Source organism: Peribacillus sp. NPDC096540, from assembly GCF_050278525.1.
In the GTDB taxonomy this organism is placed as follows: domain Bacteria; phylum Bacillota; class Bacilli; order Bacillales; family DSM-1321; genus Peribacillus.
Map to the genome: position 1 here is coordinate 65,755 of NZ_JBNNTG010000003.1, position 22,109 is coordinate 87,863.

24 protein-coding genes are annotated in these 22,109 nt (G+C 39.4%); 19 read left to right on the top strand and 5 right to left on the bottom strand.

From position 1 onward, the window contains the following. The first annotated feature begins 221 nt into the window (after window positions 1-221). Window positions 222-2,012, top strand: a complete 1,791-nt coding sequence (locus tag ACQKMR_RS04165) for a M3 family oligoendopeptidase (RefSeq protein ID WP_427696153.1) — start codon at window positions 222-224, stop codon at window positions 2,010-2,012. 65 nt (window positions 2,013-2,077) lie between these two features. On the opposite strand, the gene pssA is transcribed toward ACQKMR_RS04165, so the two are convergent. Beyond that, entirely contained in the window at window positions 2,078-2,617 is a 540-nt protein-coding gene (gene pssA / locus ACQKMR_RS04170; protein WP_427696154.1) for a CDP-diacylglycerol--serine O-phosphatidyltransferase, read from the bottom strand. A gap of 135 nt (window positions 2,618-2,752) precedes the next feature. Here pssA and ACQKMR_RS04175 point away from each other — a divergent pair, with 135 nt between their 5' ends. Continuing rightward, entirely contained in the window at window positions 2,753-3,538 is a 786-nt protein-coding gene (locus ACQKMR_RS04175; RefSeq protein WP_427696155.1) for a phosphatidylserine decarboxylase, read from the top strand. 57 nt (window positions 3,539-3,595) lie between these two features. Here ACQKMR_RS04175 and ACQKMR_RS04180 read toward each other — a convergent pair whose 3' ends face one another. Next, window positions 3,596-3,736: a sporulation histidine kinase inhibitor Sda gene (locus tag ACQKMR_RS04180; RefSeq protein WP_201185876.1), complete on the bottom strand. Its 141-nt coding sequence runs from the start codon at window positions 3,734-3,736 to the stop codon at window positions 3,596-3,598. A gap of 465 nt (window positions 3,737-4,201) precedes the next feature. Between ACQKMR_RS04180 and ACQKMR_RS04185 the strand changes: the two genes are divergently transcribed. From ACQKMR_RS04185 to ACQKMR_RS04220, 8 genes are read left to right on the top strand one after another with little or no spacing between them, the layout of a single operon-like run. Beyond that, window positions 4,202-4,723 carry a YqeG family HAD IIIA-type phosphatase gene (locus ACQKMR_RS04185; protein WP_427696156.1) on the top strand — a complete coding sequence of 174 codons (522 nt, stop codon included), beginning with the start codon at window positions 4,202-4,204 and terminating at the stop codon, window positions 4,721-4,723. After that, window positions 4,720-5,829, top strand: a complete 1,110-nt coding sequence (yqeH, locus tag ACQKMR_RS04190) for a ribosome biogenesis GTPase YqeH (protein ID WP_427696157.1) — start codon at window positions 4,720-4,722, stop codon at window positions 5,827-5,829. The genes ACQKMR_RS04185 and yqeH overlap by 4 nt, the downstream gene beginning before the upstream one ends. A gap of 19 nt (window positions 5,830-5,848) precedes the next feature. Continuing rightward, the gene (aroE, locus tag ACQKMR_RS04195; protein ID WP_427696158.1) at window positions 5,849-6,691 is read left to right on the top strand and encodes a shikimate dehydrogenase; all 843 of its coding nucleotides are present in this window, start codon (window positions 5,849-5,851) and stop codon (window positions 6,689-6,691) included. Then, on the top strand, window positions 6,685-6,975 hold the full coding sequence (yhbY, locus tag ACQKMR_RS04200; protein ID WP_053347027.1) for a ribosome assembly RNA-binding protein YhbY: 291 nt from the start codon (window positions 6,685-6,687) through the stop codon (window positions 6,973-6,975). Before aroE ends, yhbY begins: the two co-directional genes overlap by 7 nt. A gap of 11 nt (window positions 6,976-6,986) precedes the next feature. Next, entirely contained in the window at window positions 6,987-7,556 is a 570-nt protein-coding gene (locus ACQKMR_RS04205) for a nicotinate-nucleotide adenylyltransferase (RefSeq protein WP_427696159.1), read from the top strand. After that, window positions 7,546-8,118: a bis(5'-nucleosyl)-tetraphosphatase (symmetrical) YqeK gene (gene yqeK, locus ACQKMR_RS04210; RefSeq protein WP_427696160.1), complete on the top strand. Its 573-nt coding sequence runs from the start codon at window positions 7,546-7,548 to the stop codon at window positions 8,116-8,118. Before ACQKMR_RS04205 ends, yqeK begins: the two co-directional genes overlap by 11 nt. Next, the gene (rsfS, locus tag ACQKMR_RS04215; protein ID WP_057218744.1) at window positions 8,118-8,474 is read left to right on the top strand and encodes a ribosome silencing factor; all 357 of its coding nucleotides are present in this window, start codon (window positions 8,118-8,120) and stop codon (window positions 8,472-8,474) included. Before yqeK ends, rsfS begins: the two co-directional genes overlap by 1 nt. After that, window positions 8,471-9,214: a class I SAM-dependent DNA methyltransferase gene (locus tag ACQKMR_RS04220; protein ID WP_427696161.1), complete on the top strand. Its 744-nt coding sequence runs from the start codon at window positions 8,471-8,473 to the stop codon at window positions 9,212-9,214. The genes rsfS and ACQKMR_RS04220 overlap by 4 nt, the downstream gene beginning before the upstream one ends. 105 nt (window positions 9,215-9,319) lie before the next feature. Here ACQKMR_RS04220 and comER read toward each other — a convergent pair whose 3' ends face one another. Then, window positions 9,320-10,150: a late competence protein ComER gene (gene comER, locus ACQKMR_RS04225; RefSeq protein ID WP_427696162.1), complete on the bottom strand. Its 831-nt coding sequence runs from the start codon at window positions 10,148-10,150 to the stop codon at window positions 9,320-9,322. Window positions 10,151-10,255: 105 nt separating this feature from the next. On the opposite strand from comER, the gene ACQKMR_RS04230 reads away from it, so the two are divergent. From ACQKMR_RS04230 to ACQKMR_RS04240, 3 genes are all read left to right on the top strand, one after another. Then, window positions 10,256-10,897: a helix-hairpin-helix domain-containing protein gene (locus ACQKMR_RS04230; protein ID WP_427696163.1), complete on the top strand. Its 642-nt coding sequence runs from the start codon at window positions 10,256-10,258 to the stop codon at window positions 10,895-10,897. A gap of 84 nt (window positions 10,898-10,981) precedes the next feature. Next, complete coding sequence (locus tag ACQKMR_RS04235) at window positions 10,982-11,542, top strand: ComE operon protein 2 (RefSeq protein ID WP_427696164.1); 561 nt, start codon at window positions 10,982-10,984, stop codon at window positions 11,540-11,542. A gap of 17 nt (window positions 11,543-11,559) precedes the next feature. Further along, window positions 11,560-13,866 (top strand): DNA internalization-related competence protein ComEC/Rec2, encoded by a 2,307-nt coding sequence (locus tag ACQKMR_RS04240; protein ID WP_427696165.1) that lies wholly within the window; start codon window positions 11,560-11,562, stop codon window positions 13,864-13,866. Between the two features lie 77 nt (window positions 13,867-13,943). On the opposite strand, the gene ACQKMR_RS04245 is transcribed toward ACQKMR_RS04240, so the two are convergent. Then, window positions 13,944-14,078 carry a YqzM family protein gene (locus tag ACQKMR_RS04245; RefSeq protein ID WP_081108861.1) on the bottom strand — a complete coding sequence of 45 codons (135 nt, stop codon included), beginning with the start codon at window positions 14,076-14,078 and terminating at the stop codon, window positions 13,944-13,946. Between the two features lie 343 nt (window positions 14,079-14,421). Between ACQKMR_RS04245 and holA the strand changes: the two genes are divergently transcribed. Beyond that, entirely contained in the window at window positions 14,422-15,435 is a 1,014-nt protein-coding gene (gene holA, locus ACQKMR_RS04250; protein ID WP_427696166.1) for a DNA polymerase III subunit delta, read from the top strand. Between the two features lie 81 nt (window positions 15,436-15,516). Here holA and rpsT read toward each other — a convergent pair whose 3' ends face one another. Beyond that, window positions 15,517-15,783 carry a 30S ribosomal protein S20 gene (gene rpsT, locus ACQKMR_RS04255; RefSeq protein WP_034308554.1) on the bottom strand — a complete coding sequence of 89 codons (267 nt, stop codon included), beginning with the start codon at window positions 15,781-15,783 and terminating at the stop codon, window positions 15,517-15,519. A gap of 275 nt (window positions 15,784-16,058) precedes the next feature. On the opposite strand from rpsT, the gene gpr reads away from it, so the two are divergent. From gpr to hemW, 5 genes are all read left to right on the top strand, one after another. Further along, entirely contained in the window at window positions 16,059-17,177 is a 1,119-nt protein-coding gene (gene gpr / locus ACQKMR_RS04260; protein WP_427696167.1) for a GPR endopeptidase, read from the top strand. 85 nt (window positions 17,178-17,262) lie between these two features. After that, window positions 17,263-18,462 carry a stage II sporulation protein P gene (spoIIP, locus tag ACQKMR_RS04265; RefSeq protein ID WP_427696168.1) on the top strand — a complete coding sequence of 400 codons (1,200 nt, stop codon included), beginning with the start codon at window positions 17,263-17,265 and terminating at the stop codon, window positions 18,460-18,462. A 20-nt stretch (window positions 18,463-18,482) separates the two neighbouring features. Further along, window positions 18,483-18,806, top strand: coding sequence for a YqxA family protein (locus ACQKMR_RS04270; protein ID WP_427696169.1), 324 nt, complete (start codon window positions 18,483-18,485; stop codon window positions 18,804-18,806). Window positions 18,807-18,987: 181 nt separating this feature from the next. After that, a complete protein-coding gene (lepA, locus tag ACQKMR_RS04275) occupies window positions 18,988-20,823 on the top strand; it encodes a translation elongation factor 4 (protein ID WP_427696170.1) in 1,836 nt (611 codons plus the stop codon). A 79-nt stretch (window positions 20,824-20,902) separates the two neighbouring features. Beyond that, window positions 20,903-22,054 carry a radical SAM family heme chaperone HemW gene (gene hemW / locus ACQKMR_RS04280; RefSeq protein ID WP_427696171.1) on the top strand — a complete coding sequence of 384 codons (1,152 nt, stop codon included), beginning with the start codon at window positions 20,903-20,905 and terminating at the stop codon, window positions 22,052-22,054. Window positions 22,055-22,109: the final 55 nt, after the last annotated feature.

Here is a 22,109-nt window from a genome sequence, read left to right on the forward strand (position 1 = left end):
CGAGAGGTATATGCAGAGTCCAAAGTAGCAGGGTAATGGCTGACAGTTGGATAAAGAGTTTCATGTGAACCTTCCCCTTTCCTAAGGATATATACATCATATCATGCTTTTAATAGGGGATATAGAAAAATGTATTGAAAAGTTACTGAAAATTCATTTTAATTAGAAAAATATAGAAAAAACCTCTATAATAGGATTATTGATAAAGGGGGCAAAACAGAATGGGATATTCATTAACATGGGATTTAGATGTCTTTTTTAAAGGGGGAAGCTCTTCAAAGAAATTCCTGCTTTTTTTAGATGAAATCAATCAAGAGGTTCAAGAATTTGACCGACTTGTAAGCAAGATAAATTCAGAAGAAAATGATGAAATCAGTTTGATCCAGGCATTTGATCTTAATAAAAATATTAATATGAAATCGAGGCAGGCTAGCGCCTTTATAGGATGCCTGGAAGCTCAAAATGTACAGGATAAAAAGGCAGGTCAACTGCGAATTAAACAAATGAAGAGTATGGCATCACTAAAAGTGGTGGTAAGTAAACTGGATGAAAAGCTGGTTGAGCTTGATGAGGTGTTTTTTCAGAGTATCCTCAATAAAGAGCCATTGAATGAACTGAAATATGTATTGAATGAACGTAGAGAAAGAGCGAAGGAAAGGCTTTCTGTTAAGGAAGAGTCACTAATCACCCAGCTATCCATGGACGGGTTTGAAGGCTGGAGCCAAATGTATGATACAATTGTGGGCTCTATGACCATCCCTTTTAAGGGTGAAGCACTTTCTGTTGGTCAGGCGGCTAATAAATTTTCTGATCCGGATAAAAACGTCCGGAAAGAATTGTTTACTGCTTGGGAACAGGCTTGGAATGAAAAAAGTGATCTTTTTGCCCGGACTTTGAATCATTTAGCAGGCTTTCGTCTCAGTGTGAATGAAAAAAGAGGCTGGGATGATATTTTGAAGGAGCCGCTAGAAATCGGCAGGATGAAGAAAGAAACCCTCGAGAGCATGTGGACCGTAATTGCTGATAATAAGGATCCGCTAGTGAAGTTTTTACATAGGAAGGCGGAATTACTTGATTTGGAGAAATTAAGTTGGGCGGATTTGGATGCTCCGCTTGCTGTTACAGCAGAGTCAAAGGTAATGGATTATCAAGAAGGTGCAGATTTTATCGTGCAGCAATTTTCTAAATTTGGAACTCAGTTAGCGAGTTTCACACAAAAAGCATTTGAAGACAGCTGGATTGAAGCAGAAGACAGATCTGGCAAGAGACCAGGCGGTTTTTGCACAGGTTTCCCTTTGGATAAGCAGTCCCGGATTTTCATGACTTATTCGGGCACCCCTTCGAATGTGTCGACATTGGCTCATGAATTGGGGCATGCTTTTCATTCGTATGCGATGAGGGATATCCATCCATTGAATCGATCATATGCTATGAACGTGGCTGAAACAGCCTCTACGTTTGCAGAGATGGTCGTTTCGGATGCAGCAGTGAAAGAAGCGACAAATGGGGAAGAAAAGCTGATTCTTTTAGAAGATAAAATTCAACGCTCTGTGTCATTGTTGATGAATATCCATGCTCGTTTCTTATTTGAGACAAGATTTTACGATGAGAGAAAACAGGGATATGTCAGTTCCGAACGCTTAAATGAACTAATGGTTGAAGCGCAAAAAGAAGCCTATGGTGATGCGCTAAGTGAGTATAATCCAACGTTTTGGGCTTCAAAGCTTCATTTCTATATAACTGGTGTACCGTTTTATAATTTCCCATACACATTCGGATTCTTGTTCTCATTAGGCATTTACGCGAATGCCCTTAAAGAACCTTCTGGGTTTGAAGAAAAATATATCGCTTTACTAAAGGACACCGGTTCCATGAAGGTCGAGGACTTGGCAGAGAAACATTTAGGCGTGGATTTAACTACCCGTGATTTTTGGGAAGATGCGGTTACTGCCTGTCTGGAGGATGTCGAAGAGTTCATGCGTTTGACCGATCCTCTAGTTCAAAAAGCATAAACTAAAGTTTAGTTTAAATAAGAACAAAAAAGCGGATGTCCGGTTTAGGACATCCGCTTTCCAATTTAAACTTTTTTCAGTTTAAATGGACTGACCATTAGTAATGATAATATAATCATGAGGAATAAGAAAAAGACCGGGTGGAGATAAGGTATGGCTAAATAACTAACGGTTGCTAAACAGCCTGCAACGGTAATCGGAACGCCGGTAAAATATCCATTACTTTCACTAATGTTAAAACGGGCGAGGCGAAATGCGCCACATCCGATATAAAAAACCGTGAAGAGTGTGCCTGGAGCTCCGAATTCTATTAAAATTCCTTGGTATAATAATAGAGCTGGTGCAACGCCGAAAGAAATAATATCGCACATGGAATCAAGTTGCTTACCTAATTCCGATTCAATGTTAAACTTCCTTGCAACCATACCATCAAAGCGATCTGCAAGCGCAGCTAGGAAAATTAAAAGCAAGCTGAAATTCAATTCGCCGTGCATCACGGCAATTATTGCAAATCCCCCAAGGGATAAATTCATTAAAGTAAGTATATTTGCTGTTTGGGCTTTCACTTTTTTAATGGTTTGATCTAGGGCGTGTAATAAAAACATCTTTTCACTCCTTTCAAATAAAACAAATAAAAACAAAATATAGTAAACATAAGTATTTATTATATAATAATATTTTATTTAACACAATTTATGCAAGGGGTTTTAGAATTATTTTACAATTTGGAGTGATTTTGTTTGTATCAATCTTTATATCGTATTCTTATTGAACTGACAAATGGAAGGTATTCGTCAGGTTTATTAAAGCATTTTAGCCAATCTCGTTGGAGTAAGCCGTTGATTTTACTATATGTAAAAACTTTTAACCTTAACCAACAAGAATTTGGTAATGAATTAAAAACTTACAACAATCTTCATGAGTTATTTACAAGACACCTAAAGCAGGAGGCAAGGCCAATTACTGTGGAATCTTCTGCAGTGGCATGTCCAGTAGATGGTGTGCTCGAGGATGCAGGGGAAATTCGTGCTGATAAAAAAATTGTAGTTAAAGGGAAAGTATATTCGATAGAGGAAATGTTAGGGGATGCGCTTTTTTTAGAAAAGTACCTAGGTGGTAAATATCTCGTGTTATACTTAAGCCCGAGTCATTATCATAGGATCCATGCACCTATTACGGGTTCTGTGGTAAAACGTTGGACGCTTGGAAAGAAATCGTACCCTGTTAATAAATGGGGAATGAAATATGGAAAAGAGCCGTTATCGAAAAATTATCGTACAATAACAGAGCTTCAAAATGAGGCAGGATGTTTGGCAATGGTGAAAGTCGGAGCCATGTATATTAATTCAATCGTTATTACTGATGAATCGAATCACTTAGAAAAAGGACAGGAATTTTCTTATTTCAGTTTTGGTTCAACAGTCGTGCTGCTTTTTGAGAAAAACAATTTTCAACTTGATGAAAACTTATCCATTCCCGCTGATGTCCGTGTCGGTGAAAAGATTGGGTACATGAGGGCCAATTAATAATCATTAAATAAAAATAAGAAGGCTGACATGTTTTGTCAGCCTATGTATTTCATTTTAAAATATTGATCGGATTTTATGTGTCAAAGATCTTCGATGAATTTCCGTTTCTATGAGGCGGATGAAATCGGTACTTAACTTTAAATACTGCGCTTTAAAATAGGATTCCAGCAACAGGTCATCAGATAGTTTTTGCATTAGAACGCCAATTACGGCTGCTCACCTCCAGTAGGGATTGCGAGGAATATTTTTGTAATTACATGCATATATTAGTAAGTCATCCATGATGTACCCCTACTGTATCAGAAATAAACGTAGAGAACAATCGTTCTGTTATCCACAGTTGAAAGTGGATAACCTGTGGTTAAGTTGTTTACAAAGTGAACGAATAGATACACAACACTATGGAAAATGTTAGTAAAGTTATCCACAGGTTAGGCTAATGAAATTTTTGTCGAATTCTTTTAGTAATAATTAGTTCTTTCGTCTGTTAAGACAGACGGATTTCTCAGTCTTTATGAAAAATGCCTTTCCATATTAGAAAACTTACATTATGATGTTTTTTTACCGTTAGCCCCTTCGTTCCTAATTTTTTTTGAAAGTAAGCCAAAAATTCGATATGATGGAGACGGTAAATTTTATGAAAAATATAGAGGTGTCAATATGCTTAAATTATTTTTGCCGAGTGAACATGTTAAAAGCATTTTTAATATAGATCCTCAAGATTTGAAAAAAAGAGGGATTAAGGGAGTTATTACTGATCTAGACAATACACTTGTTGAATGGGACAGGCCTACTGCTACCCCTGATTTAATCAAATGGTTCGATAATATGCGGGACCATGGGATTTTAGTGACGATTGTGTCCAATAATAATGAAAAAAGGGTACGAGCTTTTTCTGATCCGCTTCATATTCCATTTATTTATCAGGCTAAAAAGCCGATGGCGAGAGCTTTCCATAAAGCCCGTAAAGCGATGGGATTGAAATTAGAGGAAACAGTGGTGATCGGCGATCAGTTATTGACGGATGTATTGGGCGGAAATAGAGGTGGTTTTCATACCATCTTAGTTGTCCCTGTTGCACAGACTGACGAATTCAGAACGAAAATCAATCGTTATTTTGAAAGAAAGATTATGGCGTTTTTTAAACGAAAAGGAATGATAGAATGGGAGGATCACAATTGAACAATCATCAAGAATTAGTATGCATCGGCTGCGGCGTTAAGGTTCAGACGGAAGATCCGAAGGAATTAGGCTTTGCACCTAAATCAGCGCTTGAAAAAGAGATCATTGTTTGTCAGCGTTGCTTTAAATTGAAACATTATAACGAAGTTCAGGATGTTTCCTTAACAGATGATGACTTCTTGAAAATCTTGAATAAAGTAGGCGAAACAGATTCATTAATCGTCAAAATCGTCGATATTTTTGATTTCAATGGAAGCTGGCTGCCGGGCCTGCATCGATTTGTAGGCAGAAATGATGTTCTTTTAATTGGTAATAAGGTGGACTTACTGCCCAAATCAGTAAAGCCGAACAAATTGATTAATTGGATGAAGCAATCTTCGAAGGAACTAGGATTGAATCCGGTTGATGTCCTTCTTGTCAGTGCTGAAAAAGGAAAGCATATTCTTGAGGCTGCTGATGCGATTGAACGATATCGTCAGGATAAAGATGTCTATGTCGTTGGCTGTACGAATGTTGGTAAATCGACTTTCATCAACCGTCTTATTAAAGAAGTGAGTGGTGAAGGGGATATCATCACGACTTCTCATTTTCCAGGCACAACTTTAGATATGATTGAAATTCCTCTGGATGATGGACAGTCCTTGATCGATACACCAGGAATCATTAATCATCATCAAATGGCTCATTATGTAGATAAACGTGATTTCAAGGTGATTATGCCGAAGAAGGAAATCAAGCCGAGAGTGTATCAGCTGAATGAAGAGCAAACGCTATTTTTCGGCGGATTGGCTCGGTTGGACTATGTTTCAGGTGGCAGACGCTCGCTGACTTGCTATCTTTCGAATGAATTAAATATTCATCGGACAAAACTGGAAAAAGCGGATGAATTATATAAAAATCATGCAGGAGAATTATTGACGCCTCCGCGTCCTGAACAGATGGAAGAATTTCCGAAGCTTGTTTCTCATGAATTCTCCTTAAAAGATGGTAAAATGGATATCGTGTTTTCAGGCCTTGGCTGGGTAACTGTCAATGAACCAGGTGCGAAGATCGTTGCACACGTTCCAAAAGGTGTGAATGTCATAGTTCGTAAATCATTAATCTAAATATAGGGGTCGTCTGTCTATGAATAAGATATATGGGGTAATAGGAGATCCAATTGCGCATTCAATGTCTCCGGATATTCATAATGATGCATTTGAAAAAGAAAATGTAGAAGCGGTTTATCACCATTTTCATGTAAAACCAGAGAGCTTGACGGAGGCTGTAAAGGGTATGAAAGCCCTTGGTGTAGCAGGGTTTAACATCACGATTCCACATAAAACTACGGTCATCCCACTTCTTGATGAAGTAGATGAACTGGCCCTTGCAATTGGGGCGGTTAATACGGTTATTAACGAAAATGGACGATTTATAGGGTATAATACAGACGGAATAGGATTTTATAAATCTTTATGCGATGAAATATCAGGTGACATTAAGGCTAAAAAAACGTTAGTGATCGGAGCGGGCGGTGCTGCACGTGCGATTTATTTTACGCTTGTAAAAGAAGGTGTAAAGCACGTTGATATTGCAAACCGGACAAAGGAAACAGCGGCCCACCTTGTTTCTGATTGCCCATATGATAAAGAATCAAAGGCGCTCACGATTGCCCAAGCGGAAGAAAGCTTATCACAATATGATTTAATCATCCAAACAACTTCTTCTGGAATGAGTCCGCACATTGATCATTCTCCGTTGAAGTTGGACCATTTAAAGGCTGGTGCATTTGTCAGTGACATCATCTATAACCCTTTGCAAACGAAACTGCTTCGTGAAGCGAGGGAAAAAGGGGCGGAAACGCAAAATGGTGTTGGAATGTTTGTCTACCAGGCTGCGCTCGCTTTTGAGATATGGACAGGCATCATGCCTAATACAGCAAGAATGACAGATATTGTCTCGAACAAACTAGGAGGTCACACATGTTAACAGGTAAACAAAAAAGATTTTTACGATCAAAGGCACATCACCTGAATCCAATTTTTCAAGTTGGAAAAGGCGGGGTTAATGATAATCTCATTAAACAAATTGGTGAGGCGCTAGAAGTACGCGAACTAATCAAGGTTAGCATACTGCAAAACTGTGAAGAAGACCGCAATGATGTGGGTCTTGCATTATCAAAAGGGGCAAGAGCTGAATTGGTTCAAATTATCGGTAACACAATTGTGTTGTATAAAGAATCAAAAGAAAACAAACAACTTAAACTACCTTAAGGAACCTATCTATGAAAAAAATTGGAATTCTTGGCGGTACATTCAATCCTCCTCATATCGGTCATTTAATTATAGCTAATGAAGTGCTGGATGCTCTAGAGTTAGATGAAATTAGATTCATGCCAAATCATGTTCCTCCTCACAAGGAAAAAACGGAGGAAGTAACCGATATGGACAGGTTGGCTATGTTGGAAAATGCCATAGCCGGAAACCCATCTTTTTATATTGAGGATATTGAAATAGAAAGAAAAGGTACATCTTATACGTATGATACGATTAAATTGCTGAAAGAACGTGAACCTGGCAATGAGTTTTATTTTATTATAGGTGCAGATATGATTGAGTATTTACCTAATTGGCACCATATTGACGAACTATTGCACCTAGTCAATTTTGTCGGAGTGAAGCGTCCCGGCTATAATGAAAAGACAGAATACCCAATCACGATGGTGAAGGTTCCACAAATGTTTATTTCTTCCTCTATGATACGAAGGAAATTGCGAACAGGAAAAACCGTGAAATATTTAATAGCAGATCCAGTGGTGAAGTATATTAAAGGGAATGGTTTATATGAATCGTGAGAAAGCATTAGCGCTCGTCAAAGAACAAATAACCGAGCGCAGGTATATTCATACATTAGGCGTGGTCGAGTCAGCAATAGAACTTGCCGAACTGTATGGTGCTGATGTCAAAAAAGCAGAACTGGCAGCTATTTTCCACGATTATGCAAAGTTTCGTCCAAAAGAGGAAATGGAGCAAATAATAATCTCTGAAAAAATGGCACCGGATTTACTTGAATTCAATATGGAACTGTGGCATGCTCCTGTTGGGGCTTATCTGGTAGAAAAAGAAGCCGGTATCACTGATCGTGAAATATTGGATGCGATCGCCTATCACACCTCAGGCAGGGTTGGTATGAGCCTTTTGGATAAGGTCGTATATCTTGCTGACTATATTGAGCCAGGGCGTACTTTCCCTGGAGTCGATGAAGTAAGGCACACAGCAAAGGAAAACTTGGATCGTGCTGTCATTCAGGCTTTAAGGAATACAGTTGTATTTTTAATGAAAAGAAATCAGGCAATTTACCCTGATACATTTAAGACATATAATGATTTAATTATGAATTTGAAGGAGAAGATGTAATGACTGAACGTGAACTTCTTGTAATTGCAGCAAAAGCGGCGGACGATAAAAGAGCTGAGGATATCGTTGCTCTAAATATGCAAGGTATTTCTTTGGTAGCGGATTACTTTTTAATCTGTCATGGTAATTCTGAAAAACAAGTACAAGCTATAGCTCGAGAAATGAAGAGCAAAGCAGACGAATCAGGGATCAATGTAAAACGCCTTGAAGGTTTTGACGAAGCGAAATGGGTACTTGTAGATCTTGGAGATGTTGTAGCCCACATTTTCCATAAGGATGAAAGAAACTATTATAACCTTGAACGTTTATGGGGAGATGCACCTTTTGAAGATCTAGAGAGTGAACTGACTCCATGACCTACGAACGCTTTGCCTATGTATACGATGAATTGATGAAGGATGCTCCCTATGAAAAATGGCTGATGATCCTGACGGCGAAGCTGGAACAGTACGGAATTGGTGGAAGGAAAGTCCTAGACTTAGCATGCGGAACAGGGGAAATAACAGTAGAACTGGCGCAGCATGGATATGATGTCTCTGGGGTAGATTTGTCTGATGAAATGTTGATGGTTGCCAATGAAAAAGCGGCGAAGCTAGGGTTATCTATTCCTTTTTTTCAGCAGAATATGGCAGAACTCGAAGGGCTTGGTCTATATGACTGTGTCACGATTTTTTGTGATTCGTTGAACTATCTTCGTGAGGAAGCGGATATTGTAAAAACATTCTCCCGGGTGCATGAACATTTGAAGGATGGCGGATTATTTTTGTTTGATGTCCATTCAATTTATAAGATGGAAGAAATCTTTCACAATAATACGTTTGCCGTCAATGATGAAGAGGTCTCCTATATTTGGGACTGCTTCCCGGGTGAAGAATCATACAGTGTTGAACATGATTTAAGTTTTTTCGTGAAGGACAATGATAGTGGTTTGTACGACCGATTTGATGAATTGCATTATCAGCGTACCTATCCGGTTGAGCAATATAAAAAATGGTTGCAACAAGCAGGTTTTGAAGTTTCTGAACTTCTGGCGGACCTTGAAGAAGCACCGCTCGGTAAAGAAACCGAAAGAATTTTATTTGTAGCCAGAAAATAAATCAAGGGGTCAGGCACCCTCTCGTACATCACTGTGCGAGAGGACGCCTGACCTTTTATTTTTTTATTTATATTTTAGAAGGAGAATAGATATCGGATGCGAATATTAATAAGGATGGCCAAATTGTTTTTCAACCTCGTAAAGATCTTCTGCGAATTTTTCGTGTGTCGCTTGAAACAGATGATGAAACATCTCTCCGGTTTCAGCTTCTAAAACCTTTATTCCTTCCCCTGTGATCCCACCTTTTACGCAAACCTTTTCCTGTAAGGTCGGCAATGTGTAAACTCCCTTACCAAGCAATTCACCTAACCCAATCAGCATGTTCTCGGTCAAAGTCGTTGCCATTTTTTTATCTATCTTCGTTGTTTGACATGCGGCTTCAATAAAAGCTTGTGCTAAAAAGCTAAAGAAGGCAGGTCCGCAGCTTACAATGTCAGAAGCTGCCCGGGTTATATCATTTTCAATGATGACCGGTGCCGATATGGCAGATGCCAGATTAAATAAGGATTGCTGTGTCTCATTACTGCACCCTTTACTGAAGCTCAGTAACGATACCCCAGAACCCACACGGTTCGTTATGCTTGGGATAAAACGGGCGCATGGCGCATTCACTGCTGATTCAAGCTGCGCGACTGAAACCGGGCTTGTAATGGAGATAAGTAGTTGTTCTCTTTTAATATGGTGTTTAATGCCCTGTAAAAGGCTGTGAATTTGTAATGGTTTTACGCAGAGAAAAATAAAGTCTGCCTGTTGGACAATCTCGGCGGCGCTTTTCGCTACCTCGATACCGGGATGCCTTTCTTTAAGCACCAATGCTTTGGAGAGCGTTCTATTTGTAATGACTAGATCAGCCGGATTTAGTATTTTAGCCTCCAGCCAAGCTTCGATTAAAATCGTCCCCATATTGCCTGTGCCAATTACACCGATTTTCTTCAATACCTTCAACTCCTCTCACAAAAAGCAATTCTCTTAAAAACACTATGTGTTTTTACTCTGTCCTATGACAATGTAATGTTCTAAATCAAACAAGGAGGCTAAGAAATGGATAAAATTTTAAGAAAGAAAATGGCGATGATTGCCGCTGCAGTAGCTACTGGGGCCGTAGGAGTTTACTTTTTCTTTCAACCTGGGAAGGAACCGGTTGAAACCGAAGATATCTTTGCAGTATCAGCAAAGGATGGTATTGAAGAAATGACCACTGAAACAGAGGCAGAACCTCTTATAATTAAAGTCGATGTTAAGGGAGCGGTACAGGCCCCTGGTATATTTACTGCAGAGGCAGGTGACAGGGTGATTGACTTGATAACGAAGGCGGGAAGTTTTACAGACAAGGCGGATAAGGATAAAGTGAATTTTGCCCAAATTGTTGAGGACCAAATGGTCATTTATGTACCCAAAATAGGTGAAGAAGGCATAGAACTTCCGGAGAATGCACCAGTCACCTCGAGCGGAACTGTAGCCACTGGAGGGGCATCTGGAGAGTCTAGGGGCCAGGTTAACTTGAACACTGCCACAAAGGAAGATTTAGAAACCCTGTCAGGGATTGGGTCATCAAAAGCGACAGCCATCCTTGAATACAGAGATACGATAGGAAAATTCAAGCAGATAGATGAATTGAAGAATGTATCAGGAATCGGTGATAAAACGTTTGAAAAATTAAAGGATTCTATTTCCGTAAAATGAATGATTGAATTCTCTACACAAATGGACAGGAAGAAGGTAAAATTGAAGAAAATCAATTTACTTTAAGTAAAAGGGGACCACAACATGAACAGGATTAGCTGGGATCAATATTTCATGGCTCAAAGCCATTTATTAGCTCTAAGAAGCACATGTACACGACTAACTGTCGGCGCAACAATCGTTAGGGATAACCGGATTATTGCAGGAGGCTACAATGGTTCGATTGCCGGGGGAACGCACTGTATTGATGATGGTTGTTATGTAATAGATAATCATTGTATTAGAACGATACATGCTGAAATGAATGCACTTTTACAATGTGCAAAATTCGGTGTGCCGACGGCAGAGGCGGAAATATATGTGACGCATTTTCCATGCCTACAATGCTGTAAATCGCTCATCCAAGCTGGAATCAAAGCTGTTTATTATGCAGAGGATTATAAAAACCATCCATATGCCATTGAATTGTTTGAGCAGGCTGGGGTCAAGACGGAAAAGGTTGAAGCAAGAGGAGCCATCGATGTATACGGGAAAGAAAAACAGGACTTTGTTCGGTCGTTGCTAGGTCAACTAGAACAATCCGGATTAGAGAAAGAAGCTGTGCTGGAGCTAGAAAAGCAGGCCAAACTGTTATTTAACAAATAATTAGACAGGGGGTTGGCATGGCAAGACAACTTCTCTTTTTAGCCGTTTCGGCCACGTTTGGCGTTTCGGCCCATTCATTTTTTAGTGTAAGGCTTTTAATCGTTATCCTTCTTTTCCTCTGTTTTATTTATTATTCAAGCGGGGGTAAATGGAAGACCCTTGTACTTCATGTGGTGATTATGGGGATTTTTATAGGGTCCGCTACTGCCTCCGAACATCGAAACATCTCTTCTTTTCAGGGAACGGAAAGTCGTTTTGTTATTACATTTACTGACCAACCGAAGATAGATGGAAATCTATTAAAAGGTTTCATCATCAGTGAACAAGGTGAACGGCTGATGCTTCGATATAAAATTGCCTCCGAACAAGAAAAGGAAAAGCTGAATCAGTATCTGCGCATCGGTTTATCTTGTCCAGCAGAGGGGGATCTGCAGGTTCCTGAAAAACACCGTAATGAAAACAGCTTCGATTATCAGCGTTATCTCCTCCAGCAAAACACCCATTGGATATTAAACGCGAGTTCTATTTCTTTTTCGAAATGCAAAGTAGGTGGAAACTCGATTGTCGTTTCAATTCGTAATTTACGGATGAGGGGCATTTCGTATATTAAAAAACACTTCCCAGAAGAATCGAGCGGATTTGTCACAGCCCTTATTTTCGGTGATCAGACGGATATCGATGAAAGTGATCTTACTAATTATCAGCGGCTTGGTCTTGTTCATTTACTGGCGATTTCGGGACTTCATGTCAGTTTTTTAACGGGGATGTTGTTTTATCTTGGCATCCGCTTCGGAGTTACTCGCGAAAAAATGATGATTGCCATTCTTATCTTTCTTCCGATTTACATCATACTTTCAGGAGCAAGCCCGTCAGTGATGAGATCATGTTTGATGGCTATGGTATTCTTTTTGCTTATGCTTTTCAAGAAGCGAATTTCAGCAGGTGCCACAATCAGTGCGGTCTATATGACGCTACTATTTTTTCAGCCTTTTATGCTCTATAATATTGGGTTTCAGCTTTCTTTCGCTGTCACCTTTTCAATCATTATGTCTTCGAGCATCTTTTTGCAGTACCCACAAAAGACATTTCAGCTTTTCATTATCAGCTCAATCTGCCAATTAGCGGCTCTCCCGATTTTACTTTTTCACTTTTTTGAAATATCTTTACTTGGTGTGCTTCTTAATGTACTGTATGTGCCTCTATACTCCATCATTTTGCTGCCTTTTTCATTAATTACTCTCTTTATCCATCTGTTACTTCCTGATTTAGTTCAACCTCTTATATCGTTATTAAACTTCATCTTCCTTCTTAGTAATAAGGCCGCTGATACTGCCTCGAATCTTCCTCTTGCCTCCATTCCGTTTGGAAAACCTCATTTCATCATGATGTTATTGCTTGTTGTTACAGTTTTAGAACTGTTCCTGACTTGGGAGAAATCTTTTAGTAAATGTAAAATCTGGTGTGGAATAATGATTTTACTTTTACTTTTTCAATATAATTTACAAAAGCTATCTCCATTCGGTGAAGTACAGGTAATTGATGTTGGACAGGGTGATTCAATTTTAATTACTCTACCGTTTAACCGTGGAAATTATTTGATTGATACTGGGGGACAAATTACGTTTCCTATGGAAATGTGGAAAAAAAAGCGAAAGTCTTATAATACGGCGGATGATATCATTATCCCGCTGTTGAAAAGTAAGGGCATCCACCATTTGGACAAGCTGATTTTAACGCATGCCGATGCAGATCATATAGGAAGTGCAAAAGAACTCATTGAAAATTTCAAAGTTAAGGAGATAGTTATTGGAGGTTGGAGTGAGGACGAATTTCGAGATAAGGACTTTGTTTCCATTGCAAGAGATAAGAGGGTTAAAGTGACAGTCGTACAAAGGGGTGAACAGTGGAAAGTAGGGGAAGCTGAGTTTTTTGTGCTAAATCCACATAAAAAAGAAGAAAATAAGAATGATTCGTCCATTGTTTTATATACAAAGTTAGGGGGATTGTCTTGGGTATTTACCGGCGATATGGAGGAAGAGGGGGAAAAGGAATTGATGGATACTTACCCACAGTTGCGGGCGCATATTTTGAAGGTTGGTCATCACGGCAGTAAGACTTCTTCCTCGCAGTCTTTTCTTGAACAATTGCAGCCGAAAGCAGCTCTTATTTCAGTTGGAAAAGAGAATAGGTACGGTCACCCACATGAACAAGTTATTGAGGCTTTGAAAGAAAATAATATCCATTTGTTAAGGACGGATGAAGATGGTTCTATTATTTACAAGTATTACAAAAGTGAAGGAACCTTTCGGAAGACTCTTCCATAGTATGTAGAAATCAAAAAGAAAGAGACTGCATCAGCAGCCTCCTTCAGGGAAAAATAAGTGCATTTTGAAAAATGAAATCAGGATCCGACTGCTTTAATGACGACAGCAATGGTGAACATGGCAGCGAAAAATACAAAAGAACCGATGAATCCCATAGCGGAATCAGCGACGTCATCAGTCTTTGATTGGACATTCTTTTCGAATTCGTTCATTGTTTACCCCTCCTATTTCTGCTAATAGTATAAAACATTACCAAAAAAAAATCTACAGGCCTCATTTCTTCATTTCCTTTACTGACAAGAGTTGTCACAAATAGTTTGGAATTATGAGGTCAAAATAAAGGTACAAACAAAGCTAGCGAAAAAGAAAAGTTCACTTTTTTGTTCTACATGAATACTTTACCCGCTTTCAAGGGAGTTTACCCGGGCCTTTCTTGAAAGTGTTCATATAGATCCGGAATTAGTCCTTTAGAGGGCTAGTTCCCTTTATAGCTTGTCAAATGGCTCATCCACCTATACCATTAGAGAAGAATACATAAAAAAGAGGCGGATTCTATTGGTATTAGACGTATGGAAAAGTATTAAAAAAGGGCAATTCGCGCCTGTTTATTTGTTATATGGAACAGAAGCTTATTTAATTAATGAAACGAAGCAACTTTTGATTGAGCATGTCCTTAACGAAGATGAAATGGATTTTAACTTTTCTCAATTTGATTTAGAAGAGACGCCGATTGAAACAGCGCTTGAGGACGTTGAAACTCTTCCTTTTATCGGGGAAAAACGCCTTGTTTTCATGCAAAATCCATTTTTTTTGACAGCTGAAAAAACGAAATCGAAAGTTGAACATAATGTAAAAAGACTAGAAGCGTATCTTGCTGACCCAGTTCCTTATTCTATTGTCGTTTTGACTGCTCCTTATGAAAAACTGGACGAACGGAAAAAGATTACCAAAGAACTGAAGCGTAAAGCGGTTCTCGTTGAAGCTAAAAAGCTTGGCGACCATGAATTAAAGGGATGGGTTAAGGAGCGTGTTGCAGCTTATTCTGTCCAAATAGATGAACCAGCCACAGAACTTTTGCTCGAACTTGCAGGAACGAATCTGATGATGTTGACAAATGAACTTGATAAAATGGCCCTTTATGTAGAAGCTGACAAACGGATTACCATTGAGGTTGTTGAAAAGTTAGTCGCTAAATCTCTAGAACAAAATATCTTCACACTTGTTGATCATGTTTTGCAGCGAAAAATGGAAAGTGCTATGACGATTTTTCATGATCTTCTCCGGCAGAATGAAGAGCCGATTAAAATCTTGAGTGTAATGGCTGGACAGGTCCGGCTTATGTATCAAGTGAAGGAGCTTTCGCGTCAAGGGTATAGTCAGCAAAAAATTGCAGGGCAATTGAAGGTGCATCCATACCGGGTAAAGCTTGCTCTAGAAAAAACGGGGAAATTCCAGGAACGTGAATTGTTGAGTATAATGAATGATTTAGCGGAAGCGGATTATAAGATGAAAACTGGTCAGGCCGATAAGGCGATCACACTTGAGTTGCTGCTTTTGAAAATTAGATAACTAAAAAAGGTGACAGAAATCCCTGTCACCTTTTTGGTGCGTAAAAAAAAACGATCCGGAAGGATCGTTTAATTTTTGTCATTATGCGTTAAGAGCGTTAAGTCTTTTCGCTAAACGAGATTTTTTACGGGCTGCCGCATTTTTATGGATTAATCCTTTAGATGCAGCTTTGTCTAATTTCACAGCAGCTGTTAAAAGAGCTTCTTTAGCAGCTTCAACGTTTTCACCAGCTAATGCAACTTCAGCATTTTTCACTGTAGTACGCATAGTTGATCTAACAGTAATGTTATGAACGCGTTTTTTGTCGTTAATTTTCACACGTTTAATAGCAGATTTAATGTTTGGCATTCCGTTCACCTCCTACAAAGAAATCGAGATTATATGAACTCGACTTTTCAAATCCATATCAAATAGCACAAGTGATATTCTATCAGACTGCTCATGAATATGCAATACTTCAGATTGAGAATCGAAAAGGAATTATAATTTCAGTAAATAAATTCATCTCGTCATAGCTCATTATACCAAAAAAATGAATAATAAAAAAGCTAAAACGACAGAATGTTTAAGAGGGACTATAGAAATTACTAGATTCGATACAATTCAAACATCAGGAGGCCGCTATGGAAAAACATTTGGACCTTAGTAAGTTCGGAATTCGGACAGATTTGGCGATTGAAGCAAAAGATATTGCTCTTGAAAATAAAGGTGTTGTTGAAGAAGTTGATGTTTCCCATATCGAAGGGGTCATAATAAAGGAAAAAGAAGTGGATGATCTGAAAATTTCCTTGGTTGAGGTCACGGCTGAGGGAGAAAAAGAGATTGGTAAAAAACAGGGTAGCTATTTGACCATTGAAGTTCAGGGTATCCGCCAACAGGATACGGACACACAGCAACGAGTGGAGAAGGTGTTTGCTGACGAGCTAGCCTACTTCTTAAAAAGGAATAAAATCACGAAAGAAAGCAGTTGTTTAGTCGTAGGCCTCGGTAATTGGAATGTAACTCCGGATGCTTTGGGGCCGGCTGTCGTCGAGAACCTGGTTGTCACAAGGCATTTGTTCGAGTTGCAACCAGAGTCTGTTAAAGAAGGTTATCGGCCGGTCAGTGCGATTTCTCCTGGTGTTATGGGGATTACAGGTATCGAGACAAGCGACATTATCAAAGGAGTCATTGAAAAAAGTAATCCTGATTTTCTTATCGTTATTGATGCCCTGGCAGCCCGTTCGATTGATCGGGTAAATTCAACGATTCAAATAACTGATACAGGCATTCATCCAGGGTCGGGTGTTGGAAATAAACGAAAGGAATTGAGTCAGGAGACACTGGGGGTTCCTGTCATAGCAATAGGAATACCTACCGTCGTTGATGCTGTATCAATTACTAGCGACTCGATTGACTATATTTTGAAGCACTTTGGCAAGGAATTGAATGAAGGGGACAGACCATCACGTTCATTGGCACCCGCTGGATTCAGTTTTGGAAAGCGTACAAAGCTGACCGAAGAGGATATGCCAGGTGAAAAGGAACGGCAAACCTTCTTGGGGATGATTGGTGTCCTTCCTGACGAAGAAAAGCGGAAATTGATTTATGAAGTTCTATCACCGCTCGGTCAAAATTTAATGGTTACACCGAAAGAAGTTGATGTATTCATTGAGGACATGGCGAATTTGATAGCCAATGGATTGAATGCAGCGTTGCATAGGTCAATTAATCAAGAAAATACTGGCTACTACACTCGCTAATTCATGTTAGTGCCCAAAAATGGTGTTCTACCCTTTCTAGCAAAGTCATAGGTATTAATAGACAAGCTATAGAGAGGGTGGAAGGATGAAAAGAAGAAATTCCCCAGGGATCATAACAGCTATTCACGGTTCAACTATAATAAAATCTTTTCTAGGTATTCTCGCCTTGCTTCTTTTTGTTTTTTCCGTCAGCGGGGTCATGACGTCTCTACGACCGGAGTATCGGATATCTTCGGATTCCGTACATACCGTAGCGAACCAATTTTCAGGGAAAATGCTGTTCTCGATGCTGGCTAATGAAAATCATTACTTTTTTAATGCCCTGCCTGAAGGTAAACAAGAATCGGTGATCGCGAATCAATTGATAAAAGTCTCGACTAACATTTCATTTGAGGACCCGCGAAGTTTACTTGGCCGGGAACTTCCTGGCTTCTCGATTTTTGATAATGAAATCCTCGTGGCTGGGGAGGGGACGAATTATACGAATATGCCGTATGAATCCTCACCGCCAGTAGACGTCCTGAATGAAGAAAGGGATGCATCCCTGCAAAACCTCGATGAGATTGAAGAACCGGAAAAAGGAGTGGCCAATCAGCCGAATCAAACGACCAATGGCCGGAAAGTGGTCGAGATTTATCATAGCCATAACCGGGAATCATATCTTCCTTATTTAAAAGGCGTGACCAATCCGGACCTGGCCTACCATTCTAAAATCAATATTACGAAACTCGGGGAACGGATGGCTGAAGATCTGGCTGATAAGGGGATTGGTTCCTCGCTCGATAAAACGGATATCACAGGAAATCTCAATAATAAAGGATTGAATTATACCAAATCCTATCAAGAATCCCGAAAGGCAGTCCAGACGGCATTGGCCAATAACAAAGATTTGGAATATCTGATTGATATCCATCGTGATTCAAAACGAAAAAAATATACGACAATTAAGCTCAAAGGTAAAGACTATGCGAAGATTGCCTTCGTGATTGGGGGCAATAACCCGAACTTCGAAAAAAATGCGGCGCTTGCCAATAAGCTTCATAAAGCTTTGGAGAAAAAATACCCAGGGATTTCACGAGGGGTTATGAAACAGGGCGGAACTAGCCATAATGGTATATATAATCAGGATTTGTCAGGAAATTCCATGCTGATTGAAATTGGCGGTGTTGATAATACTTTTGAGGAAATGTACTTAACCGTTGATGCCTTTAGCGATGTTTTCAGTGAATTTTACTGGGATGCCAAAGCAGTGGATAAAACGACTGGGGAATCGGAAGCGAAGTAATTTGAAAGGAGTTCTCTATCATGGTTCGATTTTGGTTAAAATGCACGGGGATTATACTCGTATTATTTTTAGGCGTCCTTATTGGAATGCAGCAGGCGAATGAAGGCATGAAAAAAATGAAGGGATATGAAGACCCCTCTTTGAATAGTGCATTTATTATCAACCAATCGGACCAAGGGGAGATGGAGGCGGATATCCTTGGTGAAAAAGTAACAAGCCATGATTTAGAGACGAAAAAAGAAAAGCTTGAAGAAATGAAGGCTTTCAACTTTTTCTCATCTCTTGGCAAGACTCTCGGCGAAACGATATCAGCGGCCTTTCAAGCGCTTATAAATATGATTTAAGCTTGCGCAAGAAAAGTCGAATAACTCTGTCGAAAGGCTGCATCCGAGAATTCGGAATGCAGCCTTTTTTTATCCTTGGCACTACAATGATGCTTCTTTTGTAACTATTCTGTTGAATCTTGCATTTTCTATTGATATAATAAAAAATAGTGTATTGTGTCGACTAGTGGGAGTGAACGTTATGAATAGAGAAGAAAAATTAAAAAGACAATCCAAGATTCGTAACTTTTCCATCATCGCTCATATTGATCATGGTAAATCTACATTGGCGGATCGTATCATAGAAAAAACGAACGCTATGACTCAACGTGAAATGAAGAGTCAGTTGTTAGATTCCATGGATTTAGAGCGTGAGCGTGGAATTACGATTAAATTGAATGCAATTCAATTGAAATATAAAGCGAAAGATGGCGAAGAATATATTTTCCATCTTATTGATACACCAGGGCATGTCGATTTTACGTATGAGGTTTCTCGAAGCCTTGCAGCATGTGAAGGTGCTGTCCTTGTTGTCGATGCGGCTCAGGGTATTGAGGCCCAAACGCTTGCAAACGTATATTTAGCATTGGACAACAATTTGGAAATCATCCCGGTCATCAATAAAATTGACTTGCCGAGTGCTGATCCAGAACGTGTTCGTAATGAAATCGAGGAAGTAATCGGGTTGGATGCTTCTGATGCAGTTTTGGCTTCGGCTAAAGCGGGTATCGGAATCGAGGAGATTTTGGAGCAGGTCGTTGAATTAGTGCCGGCACCACAAGGAGATCCCGAAGCACCGTTTAAGGCGCTTATTTTCGACTCGCTCTTTGATGCATATCGCGGTGTAGTTGCCTATATCCGGGTTGTTGAAGGGTCTATTAAAGTGGGCGACAAAATTAAAATGATGTCCACAGGCAAGGAATTTGATGTTACGGAATTGGGTGTATTTAATCCCAAAACACAACTGCTTGATGAACTAAACGTAGGTGATGTTGGTTTCCTTACAGCCGCTATTAAAAACGTAGGGGATACGACAGTTGGTGATACGATTACTAGCGCTGTGAATAGTGCTACAGAGCCGCTGCCAGGTTACCGGAAAATGAATCCGATGGTATATTGCGGTTTGTATCCGATTGACGCATCGAAATTCAATGATCTACGTGATGCATTAGAGAAATTGGAATTGAATGATTCAGCGCTGCAGTATGAGGCGGAATCATCGCAAGCATTAGGCTTTGGTTTCCGTTGCGGTTTCCTAGGACTTCTTCATATGGAAATCATCCAAGAGCGTATTGAACGTGAATTCAAAATTGATTTAATTACTACTGCGCCAAGTGTTATTTATGATGTCATCCAAACTGATGGAACCGTTTTGAAGGTAGATAACCCATCTAACATGCCGGATGCTCAAAAGATTGAACGCGTTGAGGAGCCATATGTAAAAGCAACAATGATGGCACCAACAGAATTTGTAGGCGCCATCATGGAAATCTGTCAGAATAAACGCGGAAACTTCATTGATATGGAATATATCGATGAGACGCGTGTAAGCATTCACTATGAAATACCATTGTCGGAAATCGTATATGATTTCTTTGATCAATTGAAATCAAATACAAGAGGCTATGCTTCATTTGATTATGAATTAATCGGCTACAAACCGTCCAAGCTTGTGAAGATGGATATTTTATTGAATGCAGAAACGGTCGATGCTTTAAGTTTCATCGTTCATAAGGACTTCGCTTATGATCGTGGTAAAGTTATTGTTGAGAAATTAAAGAAATTGATTCCGAGACAACAGTTTGAAGTTCCAATCCAAGCAGCTATTGGGCAAAAAATCGTGGCTCGTTCTTCTATTAGTGCAATGCGTAAAAACGTATTGGCTAAATGTTACGGTGGCGATATTTCCCGTAAACGTAAATTGCTTGAAAAACAAAAAGAAGGTAAAAAGCGGATGAAACAGGTAGGTTCTGTTGAAGTGCCGCAGGAAGCTTTCATGGCTGTTTTGAAAATGGATGATACGACTCCGAAAAAATAAATGATAGATAGAAAAAAGAGGGTAGAGAGGATCTAGCCTCTTTTTCTATCGACTCAATCGATTAAAGGTTGTGAACACAATGATTAAAAGTGCCTATCTCCACATACCGTTTTGTGAACATATTTGTCACTATTGTGATTTTAATAAAGTGTTTTTGCAGGGGCAGCCAGTTGACGAATATTTACGGTTGATGAAAAGAGAAATGGAAATGCAACTTGCAAAGTATCCAACAACAGGATTGAACACGGTTTTCGTCGGCGGAGGGACACCAACCTCACTTGATGAAAAACAACTTGCATTCTTATGTGAAGCAATCAATGAAACCCTTCCATTTGATTCAAAGAAGGCTGAATATACATTCGAGGCCAATCCTGGGGACCTTTCAAAAGAAAAGCTGGAGATACTATTTCATTCCGGTGTGAATAGGCTTAGCTTTGGGGTACAAAGCTTCAATGATGAATTATTAAAGCGAATTGGTCGGACACATCGGGCATCTGAAGTATATGAAACGATTCATTTGGCTCAAGAGGTTGGTTTTACAAATATCAGTATCGACTTAATTTATGGATTGCCAGGTCAAACGATGGAAGACTTCAAGGATACGCTAGATAAGGCTCTTGCACTTCAGCTTCCTCATTATTCAAGTTACTCATTAATTGTTGAGCCGAAGACGGTTTTCTATAATCAGATGAGAAGAGGAAAATTAAATCTTCCGCCTCAAGAACTTGAGGCTTCCATGTATGAACGGCTGATGGAAGAGATGGAGAAGCATGGTCTGCATCAATACGAAATCAGTAATTTTGCTCGTCCTGGATTTGAAAGCCGGCACAACTTAACATATTGGGATAATGTGGAGTATTATGGAATTGGCGCCGGAGCACACGGCTATACTGGTGGAAAAAGAGTGGCTAATCATGGGCCAGTGAAAAAGTATATTACGCCATTGATGGCGAACGAGTTACCTGTTTTAGAAGAACATCCTGTACCACTCCATGAAAAGATGGAAGAGGAGATGTTTTTAGGCCTTAGAAAAACAGAAGGAGTTTCATTGGAAATCTTCAAGAATAAATTTTCTGTTGAAATGACGGAAATTTTCGGGAAACCGCTCGGAGAAGAATCAGCGAAGGGTCTTCTTACGTTTGAAGGTGGGTTCGTCCGCTTGACTGAGCAAGGAAAATTGCTTGGTAATGAAGTGTTCCAATCGTTTTTAGGTGTTGTTGATTCCGAGTGAAGGAAATATCTTGTTATTTTATCAATAATTTAGCGGTTTTCATTGTTGACATCAT